Below are 20,717 nucleotides of genomic sequence, written 5' to 3' on the forward strand. Positions count from 1 at the left end.
TTTACTTAGGGCCATTATAAAGCTATGATCTAAATAATTTAATAGGCTCATGCTTAGCAACCATGATCGTTTTAGTTAAACACCATGGAGATAAGATGAGTATATCTGAATTAATGTTCTTAAATTTACTAGAAGGTAAAAAAGGTGACACCACTAAGTTTTCACCTCTTCAACTTGCTTGTCTCTACACAAACTCTGCTTTCTTAGTGACGGTAATGGATTTTCTTAAAGATGAACTTTGGCTGCAAAAACAAGAAGATAAGAAAAGTAGCCAAGTGACATCTTATGAAAATTTCATCTCACCATTTTTCGATGATGAATTAGAGGCCGTCTCATTCCTTAGTGACTTCCTTGTGGGTAGTGGACCAAATAAGTTAAAAGATATAAAGAAACGCTCTAAAAGGATAGAAACTCAAATCCTAGAATCAATCACTAATAAAACAGGACCAGAACAGAAAGAATTTCTTATCCACTCTTTAAATACAATGAGTAATTTCTTTATCAAAGAAGAAAAGGATCAAGAGGGACGCACCCAAGAGATGGGGCACCAAGGGCCAAATCTGTATCGGACTTTTGATAATCTCGATGATATTTTCGATCTAAATTATAATCTGGATCAAGAAATGGAATATGATCATGAAACAAATGAACGCCTCTATCAAAGGGCCGGAGTTGGTGTTCAATCTGGTTATTCCACTATTTTACTCGCTCTCGATCAAATTGACGCCGCTAAAGGCAGCTCTATTGTAGATCTTGGCTCTGGCTATGGCCGTGTTGGATTAGTTTGTTCTCTTGTTAGACCTGATCTAAACTTTGTCGGATACGAATATGTCCCTCACCGTGTTGAGGTTTCTAATAATGCTTGTGAGGAACTAGGGCTAGAAGAGAATTTAGTCTTCAAAGTTCAAGATCTTTCACTTAAGTCTTTTTCAATTCCTGTCGCTGATATTTACTATCTTTATGACCCATTCTCTAAAGAAACATATGAATATGTTTTGAAGCAAATTTTAGAAATAAGTCGTCAACAAGAAGTGACTATTGTGACAAAAGGGAATGCGAATATCTGGCTAAATAATTTGGCCGATGAGAATGGCTGGCCCTCACCGACTATTGTCGATGAAGGTAACCTTTGTATATTTAAATCAAATTGAAAGTAATTAATTCCAGAAAGCTGGATTGATAAGAAGCCCATGGGCCATATTAACTTTGATAGGCTTAACTTCATCAACCTTAAGTGTCTGCATGAAGCCTAGAACAAGTGCCATATTTGTCACATCTGTTGATGCATACTTGCTGTTAATCTCTTTGTCAGTTAGCTTTGCTCTTTCAAGAAGCTTTGCTAGTAGTGTTGATTGGTTGTAGACACGATTTGCTTTTTTGAATTGTCCACCGATACTGAAGTAGTGAACGCCACCAACACCATAAACCTGATAATCTTTTAAGTTTCCAAAGTCAGTCAGTTGATCTTTTGCTGTAACTCTTGCAAGGTCCATGGCCTTAAGGGCACGCTCTTCTTTTAATGGGTTTGGTGTCTTTGTTCCTTTTGGATAAAACTCTTTAAGAACTAGGTTTTTAAAAGTCACAGATGCTACTTTCAGAAGTGCAACTTGTGTCTTTTCACCTTTTTCATCAACTGGCTTTGTGATTTGCATACTTCCACCACCAATATCCCAAATTGCAATTGGTGGATTTTGGGAAACATTCATTGACTTAAGTTTTGAAAGTGCTGCTGAATATGCAAACTTGGCCTCTTGCTCTTGAGAGATAATTTCAAGGTCAACACCTGTTTGCTCTTTTAATAGATCAGCTACGTCACCACCATTGTCCGCTGTACGAAATGCAGATGTGGCCACGGCCCTAATATCATTTGCACCTTCACTCTTAGCAAGGTATTTGAATTCGTCAAAAACATCTCTTAGACGATTTTGCATTTCTTCATTAAATTCATTGTCATCTGATGCTTGTAGTTGATCTTTGAGAGGAACAGCTCTTTGTGCCTCAAAAAGAATTCCTTCTACCATGCCACGACATGTATCAACTAGACCAACTACTAATTTAGTCGATCCTGAGCCAAGGTCGATGGCCGCTCTCTTTGTGTGACAACTTGTTGTCTCAAGTTTTACTGACTCTGTATGACTTGCACAAGAAAGGGTTAATAGAAGTAATAATAATGTCGAGATTCTAGCGATAGACAAATGCTCCTCCTCGGACATCATCAATTATAGACTTAACTTTTGTTTTCTTTTTTACTTTTCCGTCTACAGCTGTTTTTAGGTATGCATTGTGCATTTTCTTAATTGCACTACCGATTGCCTTACCCATAAGTGGTGGAACAGCATTACCGATTTGTCTCCATTGAGCAGAGATTGGTCCACAGAATTCAAAGTGATTTGGAAAACTTTGAATCTTTGCTGCTTCCCTTTGAGTAAGATAGCGATGCTCTGTAGGGTGGTAGTAGCTATGACGGTGAGTCATGATTGTTGGCGATACACTCTTTGAATCAAGTCTCTGGTACTTTGTTTGTCTAAAACGACCTTCGCGCATTGTCTTCCAGTCGACACCTAGTTTTAAAGACGGGGTAAGGTACATCTTTTCATCTTTTTCGTAACGAATACCTTTTCCTTCTGGAATACGTTTAATGCGCTTTAAATCTAGTTTAGATTTAATTTTTGCACTATCAAGGTCATGATTTAAAATTTCACCATTCTTTGTTTCGATATCACCTAGGGCCTCACCAACAGTTACTGGTGGACGATAAGTTTTTGCAATAATTGTATCGTGTGTAATTTTTGGAAATTCAACTTTCTCATTGATACGGCTACCAATGAAAATTGTACGGCGTCTCTTTTCTGGTACACCATAATTTTGAGAACTCATTACTTTTACATCTAAATTGTAACCTAGAGAGTTAAATTTCTTAAAGATTGCTTTTAGAGTGGACTCATTCTTCTTTGCAAGAAGACCAGTTACGTTTTCAATAACGACAAATTCAGGATTCGTTAGCTTAACGACTCTTACGAACTCAAGAAATAACTTATTTCTAATATCATCAGGGTTACCCGGGCCAACTGTCGAAAAGCCTTGGCATGGAGGACCTCCAACAACTAGATTTACTTCAGTATCACCAAGAACTTCTTTAATCTTCTTATTCGTTAATTTTGAGATATCACCACAATACGGGAAAGCTTTCTTGTGATTAAGTGCAAATGTGTCCATAGCATGCTTGTTAAAGTCAATTCCCATGACACATTCAAAGCCTGCCATCTCAAGTCCACAAGAGAATCCTCCTGCACCTGAAAAGATATCAATAAATTTTAGCTTCTTGCTTCTTTTACTATTACCCTTACTCGTTTTCATAATCTGTGTTGTGTCCTCGTGTGTTATTGCGTCGTGAATGAATATTATCTGATTTTGCGTTGAGTTATGTCAATGAATATATGAGGCTTTTAGTGGGATAAAGTTATCGATAAAATTAAATTTACCCTGTTTAAATTTTCAAAATCACTTATAATTTAATTATGCAATTCGCTAAAAAACAAATGAAGAAAGAGAGGATTATCGTCGGAATGGATGGCGGTATTGACTCGGCCGTTACCGCACTGCTTTTAAAAAAGCAGGGACATGAATGTATTGGCGTAAATATCTCATTTTTTGAGCGTATAACGAGTGAAGACGAAGCACTAGTGGAGCAATTTAAAGCTAAATTAACTCCAGAGGGACAATTACCAGAGGAGTTACGTGGTGATGAAGAGCAACTTGAGGCCTTCAGACACTATGAGAAAATCACGTGGCTAAAAAAAATAAATAATATTTTTGCACCATGGGCCAGTGAATCAGAAGAAAGAATTCGCGATATTTGTCGCTTAATTGGTATTCCATTTTATGTGACAAGTGCCTCAAGCGCTTTTGAGGAACGAGTTATTTCAAAATTACTTGAAGGCCGCGTTGCGGGTGTTTGGGTCAACCCAACAATCGATAAGGCCACACTTGTTTTGGAAACCCTTTATTCAAAGCTTTCTGTTCTAAAGGCGACAAAGATCGCAACCGGGCATTACTGTAAGGTAATCCCTGTTCAAAATCGCTTTGTTTTAAGTGCCCCAAATGATCCTATTAAGAATGACTGTCACTTATTGATAGAAGCTAATGATGAATTAATGTCGCATTTAATTTTACCCTTAGCTGATTTGAAGACCTCTGAGGTTGATAAAATCGGACAGCTTGTTGATTCCAAAACCATTAGTCGGGCCGAACATGATAGGAAGGCCAGTTTAAGGGCCAAGGCCTATGCAAGCGAAGAGATTATAGAATTAACTGATCGCTATATTGCACCAAGCTTTATAAAAGAAAATACAATTTATCTTCACGATGATGATAGTGTCGTCGGCGAACATAAAGGCCAGCATCAATATTATTTGGGACAAACTCAGTATAAGACTTTCGATAACAAGCCTAAGGCCCCTGATAGTAAAGTTGTATCAATTAATATGTCTCGTGGCTTTATCTACGTCGCAAAGGCAAAAGAATTAACATTTGAGCGTATTGTTGGGAATCACTTTGTGAATTACGAAGTTGTGGACACTTCAAAACCAGTAGAGTGCTTCTGTCGTATTAGTTCATCAGGTGAGGTTTATAAAGGGAATCTTTTTCTTTTAAATAATGGCAATATTTATTTCGACCTTGATGATAAGTCCTCAGGTATCCATTTTAGAGGTGATCATTTCATTTTTCTAACAAAGAATGGGCCGAGTGCTAAGGTTATAGGACACGCAAGAATTTTTCAAACAGGGCAATTCATCGAAGGTGAATTCTACCGTCTACCACTAAATAAGAAACAAAAAGAAGCTAACGAAGAAGCACAATCTCGTCCAAAGAAAAGAGAATTAGGGTTTTAAATGAAGTATTTAATTATCGCATTATCAATGTCACTTTCTGTGACAGCTAAAGAATTTAAAAATTTTAAAGACACATATAAACTTTCTAAAAGTAAAAGATCGCCAAAGAAATTACGCTCTCTTTATTATGCAGTTTCAAAAAATTCTGAAAAAGACATTGAAACCCTTATTAATAGTTTTGTTAAGGAAACAAGGCCGAATCGTTTTGTAGGCACTAGTGGACACAAAACGGCACAGGATTATATTGTTAGTTATATCGAAAGTAATGTACGAAAAAATAATACTTCTCTTAAAACAGTAAAGTTTGTTCCAGATATTGAGTATGCGAAAGAACTTTTTAGGAAGGACCTGGCCGCATCAAAAGATAAATTGAGTGCCGCTAATTTAAAGAAGTGGCAAAGGCTTACTAATGAGAGAGTTCAGCAAGTCGATGGGCTTAAGTCCACAAATGGTTACAATATCGTCTGGGAAAAGAAGGGGATAAAGAATCCAAATGAGGTCATTATTATTGGTGCTCATTACGATACTGCTGCTTATGACTTAAAGAATTTTAAGGTCGTAAACAAAGGACGCCAGCCAGGTGCCGATAATAATGCTTCAGGGGTTGTTGCTGCCTTAAGTTTAATTAATATCCTTGCAGAACTTGATCTTGAAAAAACTGTTCGCGTGGTCTTCTTTGATTATGGTGAGAATGGTTTCTTAGGTTCATATGATTATGTAAAGAATCTTAATCTAGAGAAAGGAATTCGCATCTATTCTTATGTTGAACTCGTTATGCTTGGTTACGATACAATGACTCAAGATAAGGAGCAGAAGCTTGGAAATATGAAGCTCTATTATTCTCCTGCAAGCTCTGGCCTTCACAAGGCCGAAAAGTCTATCGCCCAAAGGTTCTATGCCAAGTCTTCTGAAGGAACTTTCCGAGTGGACTTCAAGGTAAGTCCTTATGATTTTGTCTATGGTGATAATACGTCATTTCAGAAGTTTAATATCCCTAGTGTTGTCTTTACCCAAAATTGGGAGAGTGATTCAAATGCAACTCGCATCCACACACCTGCGGACCATGTGAACTCACTCAATATTAAGACTTTACATCACGCCACCAATAATATTGCCATGTCCATTGCTTCATGGGCACTAGACCTCTAGTGCGTAAATGTGCTAAATAAGGCACATGGAAAATGTAGGTAACGGAAAAACAGTCATTGTCGGAATGAGCGGAGGAGTGGATTCTTCTGTGTGTGCTGCTTTATTAAAAGAGCAGGGCTACAACGTCATTGGCATGTTCATGAAAAATTGGGAAGAAGAAGACGAGAATGGTAATTGTAAGGCATCACTAGAATTTGAAGATGTTATTGCTGTTTGCGAAAAGCTTGATATCCCATACTACTCGGTAGACTTTGTTAAAGAGTACCGTGATAACGTCTTTGCAAATTTTCTAGAAGAGTACGAACAAGGTTTTACTCCAAATCCAGATATTCTTTGTAATCGTGAAATCAAATTTAAGGTCTTCTTTAATAAGGCCATGGAGCTTGGTGCAGATTATCTAGCGACAGGGCACTACTGCCAGACAAAGAAAATTGATGGAAAATCAAAGCTTATCAAAGGCATTGATAATAATAAGGATCAAACTTATTTCTTATATACAATCAAATCTAAAGTACTTGATAAGGTACTCTTTCCAGTTGGTGCAATTGAAAAGCCTGAGGTTAGAGAAATTGCAAAGAAGTACGACCTAATTACTCACGATAAAAAAGATTCAACAGGAATCTGTTTTATTGGTGAGAGAAATTTCAAAAACTTCTTATCAAATTATATCCATATCAAAGAAGGGGACTTTGAACTTCTTGATGGAACTGTTGTCGGTCGCCACAGCGGTAGTGCCTTCTATACAATTGGCCAAAGAAAGGGCCTTGGCCTTGGGGGGCCAGGTGAGCCTTGGTTTGTTGTAGGTAAAGACACTGAAAGAAATGTTGTTATCGTAGAGCGCGGTGAAAAACATGGTGCTTTATATGCTGACTACCTAACGGCCACAGATCTGTCATGGGTTGATGAGGAATTTAAGCCTGAAGTGGGAATGAAGCTAAAGGCAAAGATTCGCTACCGTCAAAAAGATCAAGATTGTACAATCACTGAAGTCTCTGATGACTTTGTTAGAGTTGACTTTGATATTCCTCAACGTGCCATTGCTAAACGCCAATCTATTGTCTTCTATACTAGTTTAGAAGGTGAGGAAGTGTGTCTTGGTGGTGGAATGATTAAAGAAGCTGGCCCAACCTATTATGAACAAGGTATAGAGCTTCCAGACTCACAGGTCTAAGACGATTTCATAACTTCGTTTAATCGCTTTTAAGAAACTTAGATATTTCTCTTCTTTGTTTACTTTTCTATCATCAAGCATTTGCGCTACATGGGAGCGTGCACTCGATTGAAAGCATATTGGGAGTTTTCCGTTTTGCATGAGTATATAGTCTGCACAAAGTCTTGCACATCTTCCATTTCCATTTTCAAAGAAATGAAGACTTACGATCCATTGATAGAGGTGAAAGGCCTTTTCGTAAAAGTACATTTCATTATTTTCTAAGATAAGGTTGATTAAGTTGTTCTTGGCCTCTTCTAAGTATTGTGGTTTGATAAATTCAATACCACCACCAAAAATTGGTGATGTTCTCGTTTCTACATTCTTTGCATTTAAGATAGAATTAATTTTTTGGATGATATCAAAACTCAATTGAGATTCATTTTGAATTTCACTACTGATAAATTGGTTGGCCTTATCCCATCGCTTCAAACTGTTGTCCAGGCGCTTTGATGCTGTATTGGAAGAGAGTAGGCGTGAGTGCGCAAGCTTTGGCCAGTTTGCCGTAGGCGTTTTTATTAAACGAAGCTCGAGCTGTTCGATTTCTCGAATTACTTCTTTAAAAACACCCCCTTGATTTTGATCAAGGGGATTTTGTAAATATTCTAATATTTCTTTGGAATTCATTCTTTTATTTGTTCTTATTAACTTGCACAAAGAACACATCTTTATATTCAAATTGTGAGAATACATATTGAAGATTCTTAATTAAAAGAATTTTTTGGTCTCCAATATTTTCAAGAATCATCTCAGTGTTTGCGTGCTCGCTTTGGCAATTAAGTGTTGAATCACAGTTGTAAAGTTTAAAAACTTTGTCAGTTAAACGATCAACACGATATTCATTTTCAGAACTTTCAATGTATCCGTCTTCAAATTCTTTGTTCAATACTAAAAAGTATTCCATTTTTAATTCATCTTCAGTATGAGTCATTGTCTCATCACTGTTGTCTCTAATTTCGATTCTCCATTTGAATTTGCGATAGTGTTTTGTTGCATCATTAAGATCTTGATTATAAGTCCAATAATGACCGTCGAAAGATTCACTAGACACAAATGATAAATTTGCTAATGTTTCATACTTTGATAGCATTTGCGCTCTGACCTCAGTAATTTCCTTGGCCTGAAGATTTGCAACTGGGTTCATCATAATTAATGATGTTAATAGAATCTCTTTTTTCATTTTACACCTCACATACTTGATTGATGAGGCTTATATATGATGTTTTTATTTATATTAGAAATAGTATTATAGGATAATTATTATACTAAAAAGATATAGGTGATTTTACCAAAGGCTTGGGTCATTAAGATCGTCTAATTTACTCTTTTTCTTCTTCAAATGTTCTTTTTGTTCAAAGAAGCTGCAATCTGAGCCACTAGATTGGCGAACGAGGATATAAGGCATATTTGTCGATTTCATATTAAATTTACGACATCCGCGAGGTGCATCCTTGTCCCAAGTGCTAAAATAATATTTGCATTGCATACAGTTGATTCTTTTCACTCCAATATTGTACCACGCTCATGATATCTCGCAAGTTGGCGACTAAATAAAATACGACTAAGTATTTGATATTGTGAGGTTAATTTGTCTAACGAACACCCTGGCCGACCAAATAATTGACGTTCAATTTTTGTAACCTTCCAAATTTACATGGGTTATCCCAAAAAATCTTGGCCTAGGTTATGCTTTATAAATAGCGACGACAATTAAACGCTATAAATGCTTATTATGAGGAATTGAAATTAATGAAACAAATTGAATCAAACACAAAATCAGAAAACGATGTTCTAGTGATGTTTCCAGCATCAAAGCACTTTCCTGTAGAAGATCGTACTGCTAAAGCTCCTACACCTCTAAATAAGCTAATTGAAGAATTTGAAGAACAGGTAGCTTTAGAGCAACAAAAAGAAAAAAGACCCGTTATGAATATCCCATCGAAAGAAGGGATTGAATCAATCAAAACTCGCCGCTCTTGCAATACGGCCATCGAAATTCGTCTTGCGGCCCTTGAAGAAATTGAGCAGCGTCTAAAATTTTATCTTGATGATATTGGAACTGCTAAAAGAAAAGTCTAAAGACGTTATTGAGCTAGATATTATTTCTGAGGCAATAGCTCATTGCTGTTTCAAAATTCAGATATTCACCGGCCGGCCGTAGTATAAGTCTCTAGCACATTGAATTTTTTTGGAAATGGTGCCTAGAAACGGATTGGCCGTTTTTCTATTGACTTGCTTCAAGACACGGAGGAGTATCAAACTCGTTTATAGTTTTAAGGTAGTTGTTATTTTAGGTCTTATTCTCATCACTTTATTTTATTACTTTGGCGTTTTACTAAATCATCTTGGTGTTCCAATTCCATCTGCGGTATTGGGGTTACTTTTGATCTTTTTTGCTCTCATTTTCAAAGTTATTCCGCTTAAATTAGTAGATAGTACGGCGCAATTTATGGTTAAGCATATGACTCTGCTTTTTATCCCTTTACTGGTTGTTTTGCCTAAAATATCAGGTCAGTTAAAAAGTGATGGAGTGGCCTTACTAATTTCTGTTTTGATTAGCTACTTGATCGTATCACTAGTTACAGGAATATTGGGGGAGCATCTCCTTGTAGATAAAAAGGGGGAGAAATGAATATTTTTTCAAATATTACTTCTTTAACCTTTGTTTCGCTTGGGCTGACTCTCATCTGTTATTGTATCGTTTTTAAACTTAGAAAGCGTTATGCTTGGTTAAATCTTTTAATTGTCCCATCAATTTTGATTTTTGCCGTCATCCAACTTTTCAATATTTCATACGAAGATTATGAAAAAGGATGCTCATTATACTCTTTTCTTTTAGGGCCATTTACTGTTGCTCTTGGCGTTCCAATGTTTAAAGAGGCCCAGAAATTAAAAGGTCATAGAAGAAAACTTTGTTTCATTATTTTTATTGGATCACTTGTCAGCATGATTTCAGCAGGTGTTATTGCTTGGATTTTTGGAGCTTCATTTAAAAGCATTATGTCTGTTATTCCTAAGTCAGTTACAACTCCTATAGCGATTGAAGTATCTAAGCAACTTCATGGAGATCCTTCGATAACGATTGCAGTTGTTATCATTACCGGGATTCTAGGTAGTTCTTTCTCATGGAAGCTACTTCATTTTTTTCATATCCGTAATGAAAGAGCAGTTGGAACCGCAATGGGAACTTGTGCTCACGCTCTTGGAACTGTTAGTGCATTTCAAAAGTCAGAAACAAGCGGTGGTGTTTCCTCTTTATCGATGGCACTAGCTGGAATTTTAACTTCAATTATTGCTGGAATTGTTACGTATTGGTTGTAGAGATACAAAAAAATCTGGTCGAAGGTGCGGCCTTCGGTTAGTTGGCAAGTACGCATCGGACTTGGCCGACTCTCGGCTCCTGCCTGCGTCGGCATACACGCCATCATGTTTCTATTCTTCGGGGTCTCCTGACCTCTCGAATTTGTTTGGCGTCAATTTGCCATCGTGGCAATTGACGCCTCCAAAACCAGCACGCCTACGGCTTGCTTTTAACTAAGAAAGTTATCTATTAAAAAATGATATTTGGAATTTGTTTTTGAAATGGTGCCCTCCAAGAGATAATGGTCGAACCAAATACTATTTCTGAGGAATATGGGATTGTTTGGAGACGACCTAAAATTGACCTCGTTGAATTGGTATTTTTAAGAAAAGAAAAAGCTTATAGCTACAAGCAGCTAGCTTGTCACTTTGGACGTCCAATTAATACTATAGATTGGTATTTGAGACGTTTAAGAGCTGAAAATAAGCTTTAGGAGGACTTTTATGGGTATAATTAATGATTTATTTAAGGGAATGATTATTCTCTCTATTCTAGCCTTAGCAGATCATGGTTTCACAGTTAAAGATATGGCCAGCAAAGCAGTAGATTCTCATAAGAAAGGTCTAACTAAATACGGCGAATACTCTAGAATGCTAACAGGCTACAACAAATAACAAAGCCCGTCGAAAATGACGGGCCTTAGTTTAATTTCTTATCTTTGTCGACCAAGCATTGGTCATGTTACTAGATAAAAATGAACAAATCACTTTTAGAATCTACGGTAAACCTGTTTGAACCAATTTCTTTGGTACATTTGATCGTAGATTTTCCATGGCGAAGTTGTGTTGCTACTGTCATTGGGTCAAGATTAACATCTTCCAAAATATCCGACTTGATAATACAAACACTTTTATCTCCCTTGCGGTTCTTTCCAATTAATGCAATTTCATTTCCATCTATCTGGGCATGTAAAACAACTGTCTCTTGTAACAAGCCTGTATCATGTGTCTGAAATGATCCTGCAAATGATGACATTGAAACCAATAAAGTCATTCCTAGTAATAATTTTTTCATATTGTTCTCCTATTCAAAAAACTAATGGTTTTCTAATTTAATATACTCATATATTGCCATCTATAATGACTATTTTGTTTCTCATGGAAAACTTTTTAAGGGGTGTTAGTTTTCTAACAGCAACCTAGTTTTTCAGTACTTTACATCAATATTGAGAAAAAACTATCGCACGGCCGCGATATTTTAAGTATCGCAGGCAATAGTTTCTGCGATAGTTTTCTTACCTTGAAATTGGCTAAACACCTTAAATTATTTAAAAACCCAGTTGGCACAACCATTGCTTTATATATCCGAGAAAGCTAACCGAAGGTGCGGCTTTCGGTTAGTTGGCAAGTACGCATCGGACTTGGCCGACTCTCGGCTCCTGCCTGCGTCGGCATACACGCCATCCTGGCGCTAAACCATCAAGCTACGCTTGCTTTTAACATCGTGCGAACAAAGGTTGCCTAAGGGCAAGCTTTGGCGAACAGATGGATGTGACTCAAGAAAGCTAACTGAAGGTGCGGCTTTCGGTTAGTTGGCAAGTACGCATCGGACTTGGCCGACTCTCGGCTCCTGCCTCCGTCGGCATACACGCCATCCTGGCGCTAAACCAGCACGCCTACGGCTTGCTTTTAACTAAGCAAGTTATCTATTAAAAAATGATATTTGGATTTTGTTTTTGAAATGGTGCCTAGAACTGGACTTGAACCAGCAAGCTCGAAAGCACACGGCCCTCAACCGTGCGTGTTTACCAATTTCACCACCTAGGCACATTGAAATCACTTGAATTCTTTAGATATATTAATCACTTAGAAATTAATTGGCAATGAAAAATCTTGCTGGATATTGACTCGTTGTGGCATTAGGTCTTAAGCTTGATTAATGAAAGTTTTATTAACGTTGGTGCTAGTGGCACTTTCTTTTACAGCAGGGGCTGGTGAGTACACGAGGCCTTCTGAATACGCTGAGTTTACAGTTGAGATCAATGCTCCAATTGATGTTGTGTGGAATTATAACTCAAAAAATGAAAATGCCCGCCAGTGGTCGACTTATTTCTACAAGATTGTTTCTTGCCCGATATCTGATTGCCCATGGAATGCAAATTTAAAAGAAAGCGATATTGGCTTCACTCGTCGTTGCTATCGAAGAGAAAGTGAAAATGGTACTTTTTGGGATGAGACGACCACAAAAGTCACGAAATCTCATGGTGAGTACTATAAGCAAATTAGGGCCTATAACTTCAATGAGTTTATGGATTTCATGAATTACGATGAGAAAGGTGAGTTTCTTGTGGAGCAATTTTATAAGAAGCTTGATGAAAATAAGACGTCTCTAACTTTTCGCTCTGGCTACATTAGGCGTCTTGAGCTTGAGAGTCCACCCTCTAAATTTGAGTTCTTCTTTTGGGAACAAATCTTTAACTTCATAACAAAGAGAAGTGTTACCAATACCTTCAAGTGGAACTTGATTAATATAAAGGCCCACATTGAGCAGGGTGAAGATTATAAGAGAATACACCCTTATAGTTCAAATGATGCTGACTTTTACTAGTCTCTTAAACGATAAAATTTGTTAAGGTTTTCGTAGACTATAGGTTTTGAATTCTCAAGCTCTTGTGCCCTTTCAAAGTACATCAAAGAGAGTTTAGAAAAATCACCATTCATCTCTTTTAGGGCCAGCTTTCCAAAATCAATTTCAAATTGCTTCTCATTGAACTTCAACCATTTTTCAAATGGCCACGTCTTATCGATGAACTTTATGCTTGGGTAGTAATTTGTTTTCCTTTTAAAGATAGGTAGGCACGCATAGTATGAAGTCAGAATACGTTGCTCTTCTTCGATTGATTCGTGCCAATTTTTCTCACTGTAGAAAACTAAGATCGAATTTAATAACTTATCTTTGTCTGGTGTCGTAAGCTCACTAAATAGAGAAGCCTGCGATGTAAGAAAATCATTCCACAATAATCTGTTTTGCTCATATTTCTTTTTCAAAAGATTTCTTCTTACCTTATGAGAGTAATGCTTATAGAAGAAGTAACCAAATAGGAGTATAAAAAATAAAAGAATAGGAATGACAATCATACTGTCACCATAACATAAAAAAGCGGCCAATAAAATTGACCGCCTATTAATATTTTAGATTACTTTAAATACTTCATCGAAACTAAAGCGGACTTTTTCAAGATCCTTGTACTTGTCTTCATCTGATCTGTAACCAAGAGCTACTGTTCCAAGAGTTTTGTACTTTGTACCTTCTAATCCTAGAATTTTGTCGTACTCTTCAGGAACGATCCCTTCGATTGCACATGTATCAATGCCTTGAATTGCCGCTGTCATTAAAAGTTGCCCCATGGCAATATATGTTTGGCGTTGCGACCATTCTGGGATAGTTTTTGAGCGTGGCCCATCAATAAGCGCTCCTTTCATTACGTCAAAATAGCCCTGTAAGCTCTCACGCTCTACATTTCTTTGCTCAGCAATTGATTGCACAAATTTCTCAACGTACTCTTCATCAAGTTCTGTTAGGTAAGCTAGAACGACGTAGTGAGAAGCGTCTGTCACTTGAGATTGTCCCCAAGAATGTTCTCTTAGTTTTTCGCGTGTTGCCTGGTCATTTACTAAAATAAATTTCCAAGGCTGTAATCCAAATGAACTGGCCGCAAGTCTTAAAGACTCATTTAAAACGTGTAGGTCTTCATCTGATATCTTTTTCGTTTTATCAAAAATCTTTGTAGCGTAACGCCAATTTAGTGCTTTTATAATTTCTTCATTTTTCATGTGTACTCCATTGGTTATAAATTTTATCTGCTTCAGCTTTTAATTTTTGAATCTCTTTAAGATCAACATTATTTGAACAAAGAAGCTTCTGCGGGATTGTTTTTGCTTTTTTCTTTAACTTCTTTCCACTAGTCGTGGTTGTGATATAGACAATTCTTTCATCCTCAAGACAACGTTTCTTCTCAACCATACCTTTTTCAATAAGGCGCTTAATTAAAGGAGTTAAAGTTCCATTATCAAGAGAAAGTTTTTCACCGAGTTGAGACATATTCACTTTGTCTGTCTCCCATAAGGCAAGCATGACAAGGTATTGTGGGTAGGTGAGGTTAATCTCATCAAGATATGGCCTATACTGGCTTGTAATTAACTTACTAAGTCTGTAGAGACTAAAACATACTTGATTATCGATTAATAGAAGCTCATCACTCATTATTTAAAACTCTTTTCAATATCTTTTTCTAAGCTTTCAGGCTTATCAATTGGTGCATATCTCTTAACTGGTTTACCTTCGCTATCAATGAGAAATTTTGTGAAATTCCATTTGATTTTTTTGCTGCCAAGTAGCCCAGGCAACTCGTCTTTAAGATATTGGTAAAGAGGGTGAGTGGTATCTCCATTAACATCAATTTTTTCAAAAAGTGGAAATGACGTTTTAAATGTTAGATCACAAAATGATTGAATATCTTCTGAACTTCCAGGCTCTTGTTTTCCAAACTGATTACATGGAAAGGCCAATATCTCTAATTTGCCTTGATATTTATCATAAAGCTTTTGTAGTCCTTCATATTGCGGAGTAAACCCACACTTACTAGCAGTATTTACAATAAGGAGACTCTTTCCTTTAAATTCAGAAAGAGACCTTTCATTACCTCTAATATCGACTGCTTTATAATCATAGATGCTCATACATAATCTCCCGAGATTAGTTTATATGAGTATTATATATTACAAAATTATGTTGTGTGCAATATAATTGTAAAAAATAAGATATCGAAATAAATTCAATATCTTATTTATACTTACGATCAAATAGAGGAGGTCTGGCATGTCTTTCCATGTACTCATTCACTCTATATTCATCTTGCTCTTGGGCCTGATCTTGTGAAGCTGGTGTTCGCTCCATCTTCTTTTCTTCCATTTTTTCTTCACGTGACTGGTTACGTTCTTGACTTGCTCGTTCCTCTTCACCGTGAATTAGCCTCTGAACTGATGGGTCATTTTCGTCTATAATGGCCGTATAGCGCTCACCGTAAACCTCCATGCTGAATGCAAGGAGAGTTAATGTAATCAAGATATATGTGAGGACTTTCATCTTAAACCTCTTTCCTCTCTATCAAAATACTCTTATTCGTATATGAGAAAGTGAGTGTCAGTTAATGAGACACCTTTCTTACCTTCTTTAGAAGCTGGCATACGATCTCTATGTTGCTTCATCTTTGTTTTCTTATCTTTTTTCATCATTCGATGAGTTTCTGATTTCTCAGACATTTTCTTCTGCTTATCTTTGCGTGCAAACGCAGGCGTAGCCAGTAGGACAACAATTAATGTCATGGGAATTAGTTTCATATCTTACCTCTTTTTTGTGTTATAGCTTTAAAAGCTCTTTGGTTTGATTATGAAACTGTACTTTGGATTTTTTATGTAATTATTGTGGATATTGTTTGATAGTTTTTTTACTTGTAAGGTCTCTTATATTTCTCATCACTATCTTGAATATGACCGTTTTCATCTTCGCTCGGAATACTTGATGGAAATCGACTTTGTTCAATTTCTTTTGGGATGACTGGGCCCATTCCATCATCATCAACTTTGAAGAGTTCTGCTTGTGTATCGTAAGTAGGCGTTTGTGTCTGGATTTCACTATCGACAATGATATAACCATAACTATATGAGGCCATAAATATACAGATTAGAACAATTAAAGAGAATGCTTTCATTGGCCTTGTTACCTTTATTTTATTAAAATAACGAATATAGTTTTACTAATTTTAACTATCGGAATTTTATTTATATACTTTATTTAATAAATACTTTTCCGTGTAAATGTAATGGGTTACACATTGTCTAAATCAATTACTGAATTCATTCATAAGAAGCGACTTTCATCAATGCAGTCATTCTTTGATGTTGGTATAAAACGCTTTTCTCGAATCACTCTTGATGAGCTTAGAAGGGCGATGGATCTTATTGAAGGTGAGTATAAGGCCCTTGTTAAATGCTCTGTTCAAAAGCTCAATAATCAGACTTGCTTAGTATGGGGGGAGCCTAAGTCTCACTGTATCATTCACCTTCACTCTGGTGGCTATGTAACAGGTCATGAGTATACTAGTGCTCAATTCTGCCAAGCACTCTTTAACGAGCATAATGAGTCTTCATATATCATCTGCCCAGATTACCCATTATCTCCAGAGTCTAGCATTCCTGAGATTACAAATTGGTGCCTAGCTCTTTTAAATGATCTTCATCTAAAAGGTGTTAAGACATTCACGCTAACAGGTGTCTCTGCTGGTGCAAACCTTGCGACTTTACTTAGCCTGGCCAATAATCACCTGGGTGATAAGAGCTTTGAAATTACTGATCTTCATCTTCTAACAGGTCACTATCAAAGTGACTTTGAGACGGCCTCTGCTAACAGATACGAAAGTGGGGAAGAGAGTGGATTATCAAAATCAATGCTCTTAAAGCTTTTGGATTACGCAATTTCCAATAGAGAAGTTCATATGCAGGACCCTGCAATTTTTCCACTCTATAGCAATGAACTTGATACATTACCAAAGACTTATATCTATGCTGCTAAGTATGATGTTCTCTATGATGATAGCTTAATGTTCTATGAGAAGTTACTTAGAGAAGGAGTGAGTGTGACGTTCAAAGAGTTTTCACATGGCTTTCATGCATGGTCCAATCATGTTCTTGAAAACGAGGAACTATTTAAGTACGCGAAGGAATATATCTTTAATGAAATCGTTAGTTCGTAGATTCCTGTTGTCTAATCTATAATAAATAGCTGATATGGATATGGCCACTAAATAGGTCATATTCTTCCTTTAAAAATGATCAGAACCACGATAAATAGGTGTATTTAGAACATTTGTTGAGTAGCGATAAAATCTTACTTGTGAGAGGTTTTATGAAGACTCAATGGGGGTTTTACAGGCGTAACTTAGCAATTGGAGAGTTATATTCTCTACAGGGCCTTCTAAAATTAATTACTCTATTTTCGCTATTTTTTTTCATCTTACTAACGATTTTAATATTAATAATCCTATTTGATTATATTCCCTATGTTCCAAATATAAGCTTCATCCTTGTTGCTTCTTTATTGATTTATCAACATCGTTTCTCTAATGAATCTGAAGAACTTTTTGGTGAGTTACTATTTCCGAAAACCTCATTTAAGAAATGGTTTGAAAGAAGTTTTATGATCTGTTGTTTATCTCTAATTATTTCCTTCTTCTGCCTTTCGATGCTTAGGTATATCCGCTATTCTTCTGCAAATACGCAACAGCTGTTGTCTTACTTTCATATGGCCAAACCTGTCTATGCCTTTGTTTTTATCAAAAATCGTCCAGAAGATTTTTTAGCTTATTATGATAAAGGGATGCCTCTTGATCGAGACTTTAGATGGCTCAATGATGATATTCTTATTAAAGCTATGGTTGTTAATAATCGTCATGAGCTGCTAGTAAAGTTTCTATATAAGAAGAAGGGCCTTAATATTTCTTCTGCTCAATAATGAATTCTTATATCTTGTGTGAGTAAGTTTAATTCGTTAAAATTTATCCATGGCACGTATAAAACTATCGACACCTCAAAGAGAAGCTGATTTTAAAACAAAAATCGAGCTAACTATTAACTTCGTCAACTATGGAAATCATATGGGCAATGATGCTGTGGCAACACTTTGTCATGAAGGGCGTCTGCGCTTTCTAAAGTCCCTTGGCCATGATGAGCTTAATTGCTTTGGGAAATCTCTTATTCAAGCTGACGCCGCTTATATGTACCGCGGAGAAGCTTTCCATGGGGATGTTTTAGAAGTTGAAATGTTTGTCGAAGATATTAGTGAATACGGCTATGACCTTCTTTATAAGTTCACATGTGGCGATCGTCTTATCGCTTACGCTAAAAATGGCCTCGTTTTCTTTGACTATGAAGAGCGCAAGCTTGCCAAGGCTCCTCAGGCCTTTCTTGACCATTTTAAGAAATAGAGTGCCTACAATTTGAGGAAGTCATTCCATGCTAATTAGCTGATTTTTGTATCTGCTTGAACCACCAGTACAATTATTATTTATAATTGAATGGAGGGGATATGGACGCTAATTTAAATAGTCCATTAGTTGAGCTTAAGAACTTGGATTATACTTTCCCTGATGGCGAAGTTATCTTTAAGAATGTTTCCTTAAAAGTTGGCGCCGGTGAATTTGTCATTTTACTTGGAAAGAATGGTTCAGGTAAAAGTACTCTTATCAACCTTGTTCTAGGTGTCTATAATCCTCTAAATGGTCATGTTAATGTTTTTGATATGGCCCCAACGCATAATCGTTCAAAGATCTTCAAGAAAATGTTTTTTAACTCACATGATTTTGATTTTGATGAAAACTCTCGTGTTGGTTTCATTTTAGATAATTACCAAATTCTTTATCCTGATTATGATATTGAAAAAGAAAAAAGTCTCCTAGCCGATTTTGAGCTTGATCGTGATAAGTGTATTCATGAGCTTTCTACTGGAATGAAGGTTCGTGTGCAAATCATTGCGGCCATCGCATCTGGTACACCTCTTATCTTAATTGATGAGATTACCGCAGTACTGGATCGAAAGGCACGTAAGAAGCTAGGTGAAATCTTAGTAAAGGAATGTGCAACAGGCCGAAGTGTTGTAATGGCAACAAATATACCTGAAGATACGACATTAAATAGCAATAGAGTTCTTACAATTAAGTCTCATGGGATTGTCGATTATGAAGCAGCATAGTGTTCTTAGAAATCTTATTTTAAATAATATCAAAGAGAATAAGAATGTCTTTTTTCTTAAAACTCTATTCTTTTTTCTTTGTCTTCTTTTATCTTGGATTGTTTATTTAAAATTTGAACTAAATATTCTACCAATTACTGCATTTTCAGTTATTATGATTTCGATTGTTTTAAATAAGAGTCGCTCTCAGACCATAAAATCGCCGTATAAGTTGACGGGGAGTCTATACAATTTAACACTTCCAATTAGTCTGTTTCACAAAATGTTGCTTCAAGCTTTTGGATTTATCTTCTCTTATTTTTATAGCATCATAGCAGGTCTTTACATGACCTATTTTCTTTTATTCAGTCCTGATCAAGGTGATATGAATGAGGAAAAGGTTATATTATCTACTATCTTTTTATTTATTTTTTTTGTTAATTCATTTAATGTAAGAACTTTTGCCTTTCAAGAGCGACATCAATTTAATCGACTTTTTAGAAATCCTCTAGTTTCATTAACTAATATTCCTTTTTTAATTCTAAATTTTATATTTATTGGGATTTCGATTCTTCTCCTAGGTGTTTTTGTTTCTGAAGATTTTGCAGTTTGGATTATTCCTCTATTTTTAAGTCTTTTTATCATTCATACTTTTTTCAGAGTTTATAAAGATGATAGGCCATATAACGAACATAAGAATTTTCGCTTATTACAAACAAATTTAAAGAAGCAGCTGATTCTTAATTTAAAGCTCACATCAAGTTTTGGGATAGGTGCTATTTTACTTTTCTATTTTACCTCAAGCTTTAATCACATAAATTATAAATCATATATCGTTTATTCTGGATTTGGATTTATTAAAGAAGCTAAATTCATAACACTTTTAAAAGATAAAGATTCAAGTAAGTTTATTAAATATTATGATAGTGGAATGCCTGATGATAAGCAGTTCGAATGGCTGAATGAAAAAGTTGTTTTTGACTTTGCGACAAGGTTTGATCGAAAGGATATTATCCTTCATCTTCTTCCAAGTAAAGTTTCTGAATATGATCGTTTTATTTGTCAATTATACGAAGACAAAAAGTGTCTCTCAGGAAGTTTATTAAAGTTTATGGTGACCATGAATAATCAGAAGTTTCTAACTTATCTCTTAAAGAATAATGATTACCAAATCGAAGATCATACTCTTAGTGATAATCTTTTGATGGCCGCAAATGAATGCAAGGGAAGGTCTATTGCATCTATACTAGATTCTGATTTAATTAAAAGTGATAAGGACAAAAGAGACGTTCTTAATACTTTAGGAAGTTCAAGTGAACATGAGTGTAAGAAAGCGATGAGAGATATTTTAAATAAAGCATATCTGAAATAAAAAAGGCCT

General features: G+C 36.0%; 28 protein-coding genes and 1 tRNA gene. 15 read left to right on the forward strand and 14 right to left on the reverse strand.

The window, feature by feature from the left end; all coding sequences use genetic code 11:
* Positions 1–95: 95 nt before the first annotated feature.
* Positions 96–1,151, forward strand: coding sequence for a methyltransferase domain-containing protein (locus ACRXC1_RS06620; protein WP_433657463.1), 1,056 nt, complete (start codon positions 96–98; stop codon positions 1,149–1,151).
* A 6-nt stretch (positions 1,152–1,157) separates the two neighbouring features.
* On the opposite strand, the gene ACRXC1_RS06625 is transcribed toward ACRXC1_RS06620, so the two are convergent.
* Entirely contained in the window at positions 1,158–2,195 is a 1,038-nt protein-coding gene (locus ACRXC1_RS06625) for a Ppx/GppA phosphatase family protein (RefSeq protein ID WP_433657465.1), read from the reverse strand.
* Complete coding sequence (locus ACRXC1_RS06630) at positions 2,182–3,357, reverse strand: DNA cytosine methyltransferase (protein WP_433657466.1); 1,176 nt, start codon at positions 3,355–3,357, stop codon at positions 2,182–2,184. Before ACRXC1_RS06630 ends, ACRXC1_RS06625 begins: the two co-directional genes overlap by 14 nt.
* 161 nt (positions 3,358–3,518) lie before the next feature.
* Here ACRXC1_RS06630 and ACRXC1_RS06635 point away from each other — a divergent pair, with 161 nt between their 5' ends.
* The 3 genes from ACRXC1_RS06635 to mnmA are packed head-to-tail and all read left to right on the forward strand — an operon-like array spanning position 3,519 to position 7,212.
* Complete coding sequence (locus ACRXC1_RS06635; RefSeq protein ID WP_433657468.1) at positions 3,519–4,892, forward strand: hypothetical protein; 1,374 nt, start codon at positions 3,519–3,521, stop codon at positions 4,890–4,892.
* Complete coding sequence (locus ACRXC1_RS06640; protein ID WP_433657470.1) at positions 4,893–6,041, forward strand: M28 family metallopeptidase; 1,149 nt, start codon at positions 4,893–4,895, stop codon at positions 6,039–6,041.
* Between the two features lie 25 nt (positions 6,042–6,066).
* Positions 6,067–7,212 (forward strand): tRNA 2-thiouridine(34) synthase MnmA, encoded by a 1,146-nt coding sequence (gene mnmA, locus ACRXC1_RS06645; protein ID WP_433657472.1) that lies wholly within the window; start codon positions 6,067–6,069, stop codon positions 7,210–7,212.
* Here the strand turns inward: mnmA and ACRXC1_RS06650 are convergent.
* From ACRXC1_RS06650 to ACRXC1_RS06660, 3 genes are all read right to left on the reverse strand, one after another.
* Positions 7,201–7,878 carry a Fic family protein gene (locus ACRXC1_RS06650; RefSeq protein ID WP_433657474.1) on the reverse strand — a complete coding sequence of 226 codons (678 nt, stop codon included), beginning with the start codon at positions 7,876–7,878 and terminating at the stop codon, positions 7,201–7,203. The two genes, mnmA and ACRXC1_RS06650, sit on opposite strands and share 12 nt — an antisense overlap.
* Positions 7,879–7,882: 4 nt before the next feature.
* Positions 7,883–8,431 (reverse strand): hypothetical protein, encoded by a 549-nt coding sequence (locus tag ACRXC1_RS06655; RefSeq protein WP_433657476.1) that lies wholly within the window; start codon positions 8,429–8,431, stop codon positions 7,883–7,885.
* 105 nt (positions 8,432–8,536) lie between these two features.
* Entirely contained in the window at positions 8,537–8,755 is a 219-nt protein-coding gene (locus tag ACRXC1_RS06660) for a hypothetical protein (protein ID WP_199177525.1), read from the reverse strand.
* Positions 8,756–9,000: 245 nt separating this feature from the next.
* Between ACRXC1_RS06660 and ACRXC1_RS06665 the strand changes: the two genes are divergently transcribed.
* From ACRXC1_RS06665 to ACRXC1_RS06685, 5 genes are all read left to right on the forward strand, one after another.
* Positions 9,001–9,330 (forward strand): hypothetical protein, encoded by a 330-nt coding sequence (locus ACRXC1_RS06665; RefSeq protein ID WP_392907987.1) that lies wholly within the window; start codon positions 9,001–9,003, stop codon positions 9,328–9,330.
* A 133-nt stretch (positions 9,331–9,463) separates the two neighbouring features.
* The gene (locus ACRXC1_RS06670) at positions 9,464–9,883 is read left to right on the forward strand and encodes a CidA/LrgA family protein (protein ID WP_433657479.1); all 420 of its coding nucleotides are present in this window, start codon (positions 9,464–9,466) and stop codon (positions 9,881–9,883) included.
* A complete protein-coding gene (locus ACRXC1_RS06675) occupies positions 9,880–10,572 on the forward strand; it encodes an LrgB family protein (protein ID WP_433657481.1) in 693 nt (230 codons plus the stop codon). The genes ACRXC1_RS06670 and ACRXC1_RS06675 overlap by 4 nt, the downstream gene beginning before the upstream one ends.
* A 281-nt stretch (positions 10,573–10,853) precedes the next feature.
* The gene (locus tag ACRXC1_RS06680; RefSeq protein WP_433657483.1) at positions 10,854–11,045 is read left to right on the forward strand and encodes a hypothetical protein; all 192 of its coding nucleotides are present in this window, start codon (positions 10,854–10,856) and stop codon (positions 11,043–11,045) included.
* A gap of 10 nt (positions 11,046–11,055) precedes the next feature.
* Positions 11,056–11,226, forward strand: a complete 171-nt coding sequence (locus ACRXC1_RS06685) for a hypothetical protein (RefSeq protein WP_433657485.1) — start codon at positions 11,056–11,058, stop codon at positions 11,224–11,226.
* A 70-nt stretch (positions 11,227–11,296) separates the two neighbouring features.
* Here the strand turns inward: ACRXC1_RS06685 and ACRXC1_RS06690 are convergent, their stop codons facing one another.
* Positions 11,297–11,626: a hypothetical protein gene (locus ACRXC1_RS06690; protein ID WP_433657487.1), complete on the reverse strand. Its 330-nt coding sequence runs from the start codon at positions 11,624–11,626 to the stop codon at positions 11,297–11,299.
* A gap of 667 nt (positions 11,627–12,293) precedes the next feature.
* Positions 12,294–12,378: transfer RNA gene (locus tag ACRXC1_RS06695), tRNA-Leu, on the reverse strand.
* Between the two features lie 112 nt (positions 12,379–12,490).
* Between ACRXC1_RS06695 and ACRXC1_RS06700 the strand changes: the two genes are divergently transcribed.
* On the forward strand, positions 12,491–13,159 hold the full coding sequence (locus tag ACRXC1_RS06700) for a hypothetical protein (RefSeq protein WP_433657489.1): 669 nt from the start codon (positions 12,491–12,493) through the stop codon (positions 13,157–13,159).
* Here the strand turns inward: ACRXC1_RS06700 and ACRXC1_RS06705 are convergent.
* The 7 genes from ACRXC1_RS06705 to ACRXC1_RS06735 form a co-directional block, all read right to left on the reverse strand.
* A complete protein-coding gene (locus ACRXC1_RS06705; RefSeq protein ID WP_433657491.1) occupies positions 13,156–13,689 on the reverse strand; it encodes a zinc-dependent peptidase in 534 nt (177 codons plus the stop codon). The two genes, ACRXC1_RS06700 and ACRXC1_RS06705, sit on opposite strands and share 4 nt — an antisense overlap.
* Before the next feature lie 54 nt (positions 13,690–13,743).
* A complete protein-coding gene (locus ACRXC1_RS06710) occupies positions 13,744–14,385 on the reverse strand; it encodes an NAD(P)H-dependent oxidoreductase (RefSeq protein WP_392907999.1) in 642 nt (213 codons plus the stop codon).
* Positions 14,375–14,815, reverse strand: a complete 441-nt coding sequence (locus ACRXC1_RS06715) for a MarR family winged helix-turn-helix transcriptional regulator (RefSeq protein ID WP_392908002.1) — start codon at positions 14,813–14,815, stop codon at positions 14,375–14,377. Before ACRXC1_RS06715 ends, ACRXC1_RS06710 begins: the two co-directional genes overlap by 11 nt.
* Positions 14,815–15,291, reverse strand: coding sequence for a glutathione peroxidase (locus ACRXC1_RS06720; protein ID WP_433657494.1), 477 nt, complete (start codon positions 15,289–15,291; stop codon positions 14,815–14,817). The genes ACRXC1_RS06715 and ACRXC1_RS06720 overlap by 1 nt, the downstream gene beginning before the upstream one ends.
* 103 nt (positions 15,292–15,394) lie before the next feature.
* Positions 15,395–15,697, reverse strand: coding sequence for a hypothetical protein (locus tag ACRXC1_RS06725; RefSeq protein ID WP_433657496.1), 303 nt, complete (start codon positions 15,695–15,697; stop codon positions 15,395–15,397).
* A gap of 32 nt (positions 15,698–15,729) precedes the next feature.
* Positions 15,730–15,951, reverse strand: a complete 222-nt coding sequence (locus ACRXC1_RS06730) for a hypothetical protein (protein WP_433657497.1) — start codon at positions 15,949–15,951, stop codon at positions 15,730–15,732.
* A 107-nt stretch (positions 15,952–16,058) separates the two neighbouring features.
* Positions 16,059–16,322 (reverse strand): hypothetical protein, encoded by a 264-nt coding sequence (locus tag ACRXC1_RS06735; protein WP_433657499.1) that lies wholly within the window; start codon positions 16,320–16,322, stop codon positions 16,059–16,061.
* A gap of 123 nt (positions 16,323–16,445) precedes the next feature.
* Between ACRXC1_RS06735 and ACRXC1_RS06740 the strand changes: the two genes are divergently transcribed.
* From ACRXC1_RS06740 to ACRXC1_RS06760, 5 genes are all read left to right on the forward strand, one after another.
* Entirely contained in the window at positions 16,446–17,363 is a 918-nt protein-coding gene (locus ACRXC1_RS06740; protein ID WP_433657501.1) for an alpha/beta hydrolase fold domain-containing protein, read from the forward strand.
* Between the two features lie 152 nt (positions 17,364–17,515).
* The gene (locus ACRXC1_RS06745) at positions 17,516–18,121 is read left to right on the forward strand and encodes a hypothetical protein (RefSeq protein WP_392908015.1); all 606 of its coding nucleotides are present in this window, start codon (positions 17,516–17,518) and stop codon (positions 18,119–18,121) included.
* 49 nt (positions 18,122–18,170) lie between these two features.
* Entirely contained in the window at positions 18,171–18,593 is a 423-nt protein-coding gene (locus ACRXC1_RS06750; protein WP_433657503.1) for a thioesterase family protein, read from the forward strand.
* 101 nt (positions 18,594–18,694) lie between these two features.
* On the forward strand, positions 18,695–19,357 hold the full coding sequence (locus tag ACRXC1_RS06755; RefSeq protein ID WP_433657505.1) for an ABC transporter ATP-binding protein: 663 nt from the start codon (positions 18,695–18,697) through the stop codon (positions 19,355–19,357).
* Positions 19,344–20,708: a hypothetical protein gene (locus ACRXC1_RS06760; protein ID WP_433657507.1), complete on the forward strand. Its 1,365-nt coding sequence runs from the start codon at positions 19,344–19,346 to the stop codon at positions 20,706–20,708. Before ACRXC1_RS06755 ends, ACRXC1_RS06760 begins: the two co-directional genes overlap by 14 nt.
* Positions 20,709–20,717 lie beyond the last annotated feature (9 nt).

The sequence above is a fragment of the Halobacteriovorax sp. GFR8 genome, from assembly GCF_050955245.1.
In the GTDB taxonomy this organism is placed as follows: Bacteria; Bdellovibrionota; Bacteriovoracia; order Bacteriovoracales; family Bacteriovoracaceae; genus Halobacteriovorax_A.

Coding starts and splice junctions, on each gene's coding strand:
- ACRXC1_RS06620 (WP_433657463.1), top strand. CDS start 96: ATGAGTATATCTGAATTAATGTTCTTAAATTTACTAGAAGGTAAAAAA.
- ACRXC1_RS06640 (WP_433657470.1), top strand. CDS start 4,893: ATGAAGTATTTAATTATCGCATTATCAATGTCACTTTCTGTGACAGCT.
- ACRXC1_RS06635 (WP_433657468.1), top strand. CDS start 3,519: ATGCAATTCGCTAAAAAACAAATGAAGAAAGAGAGGATTATCGTCGGA.
- ACRXC1_RS06650 (WP_433657474.1), bottom strand. CDS start 7,878: ATGAATTCCAAAGAAATATTAGAATATTTACAAAATCCCCTTGATCAA.
- ACRXC1_RS06700 (WP_433657489.1), top strand. CDS start 12,491: ATGAAAGTTTTATTAACGTTGGTGCTAGTGGCACTTTCTTTTACAGCA.
- ACRXC1_RS06745 (WP_392908015.1), top strand. CDS start 17,516: ATGAAGACTCAATGGGGGTTTTACAGGCGTAACTTAGCAATTGGAGAG.
- ACRXC1_RS06730 (WP_433657497.1), bottom strand. CDS start 15,951: ATGAAACTAATTCCCATGACATTAATTGTTGTCCTACTGGCTACGCCT.
- mnmA (WP_433657472.1), top strand. CDS start 6,067: ATGGAAAATGTAGGTAACGGAAAAACAGTCATTGTCGGAATGAGCGGA.
- ACRXC1_RS06680 (WP_433657483.1), top strand. CDS start 10,854: ATGGTCGAACCAAATACTATTTCTGAGGAATATGGGATTGTTTGGAGA.
- ACRXC1_RS06665 (WP_392907987.1), top strand. CDS start 9,001: ATGAAACAAATTGAATCAAACACAAAATCAGAAAACGATGTTCTAGTG.
- ACRXC1_RS06705 (WP_433657491.1), bottom strand. CDS start 13,689: ATGATTGTCATTCCTATTCTTTTATTTTTTATACTCCTATTTGGTTAC.
- ACRXC1_RS06630 (WP_433657466.1), bottom strand. CDS start 3,357: ATGAAAACGAGTAAGGGTAATAGTAAAAGAAGCAAGAAGCTAAAATTT.
- ACRXC1_RS06655 (WP_433657476.1), bottom strand. CDS start 8,431: ATGAAAAAAGAGATTCTATTAACATCATTAATTATGATGAACCCAGTT.
- ACRXC1_RS06720 (WP_433657494.1), bottom strand. CDS start 15,291: ATGAGCATCTATGATTATAAAGCAGTCGATATTAGAGGTAATGAAAGG.
- ACRXC1_RS06685 (WP_433657485.1), top strand. CDS start 11,056: ATGGGTATAATTAATGATTTATTTAAGGGAATGATTATTCTCTCTATT.
- ACRXC1_RS06715 (WP_392908002.1), bottom strand. CDS start 14,815: ATGAGTGATGAGCTTCTATTAATCGATAATCAAGTATGTTTTAGTCTC.
- ACRXC1_RS06725 (WP_433657496.1), bottom strand. CDS start 15,697: ATGAAAGTCCTCACATATATCTTGATTACATTAACTCTCCTTGCATTC.
- ACRXC1_RS06735 (WP_433657499.1), bottom strand. CDS start 16,322: ATGAAAGCATTCTCTTTAATTGTTCTAATCTGTATATTTATGGCCTCA.
- ACRXC1_RS06750 (WP_433657503.1), top strand. CDS start 18,171: ATGGCACGTATAAAACTATCGACACCTCAAAGAGAAGCTGATTTTAAA.
- ACRXC1_RS06710 (WP_392907999.1), bottom strand. CDS start 14,385: ATGAAAAATGAAGAAATTATAAAAGCACTAAATTGGCGTTACGCTACA.
- ACRXC1_RS06755 (WP_433657505.1), top strand. CDS start 18,695: ATGGACGCTAATTTAAATAGTCCATTAGTTGAGCTTAAGAACTTGGAT.
- ACRXC1_RS06675 (WP_433657481.1), top strand. CDS start 9,880: ATGAATATTTTTTCAAATATTACTTCTTTAACCTTTGTTTCGCTTGGG.
- ACRXC1_RS06690 (WP_433657487.1), bottom strand. CDS start 11,626: ATGAAAAAATTATTACTAGGAATGACTTTATTGGTTTCAATGTCATCA.
- ACRXC1_RS06760 (WP_433657507.1), top strand. CDS start 19,344: ATGAAGCAGCATAGTGTTCTTAGAAATCTTATTTTAAATAATATCAAA.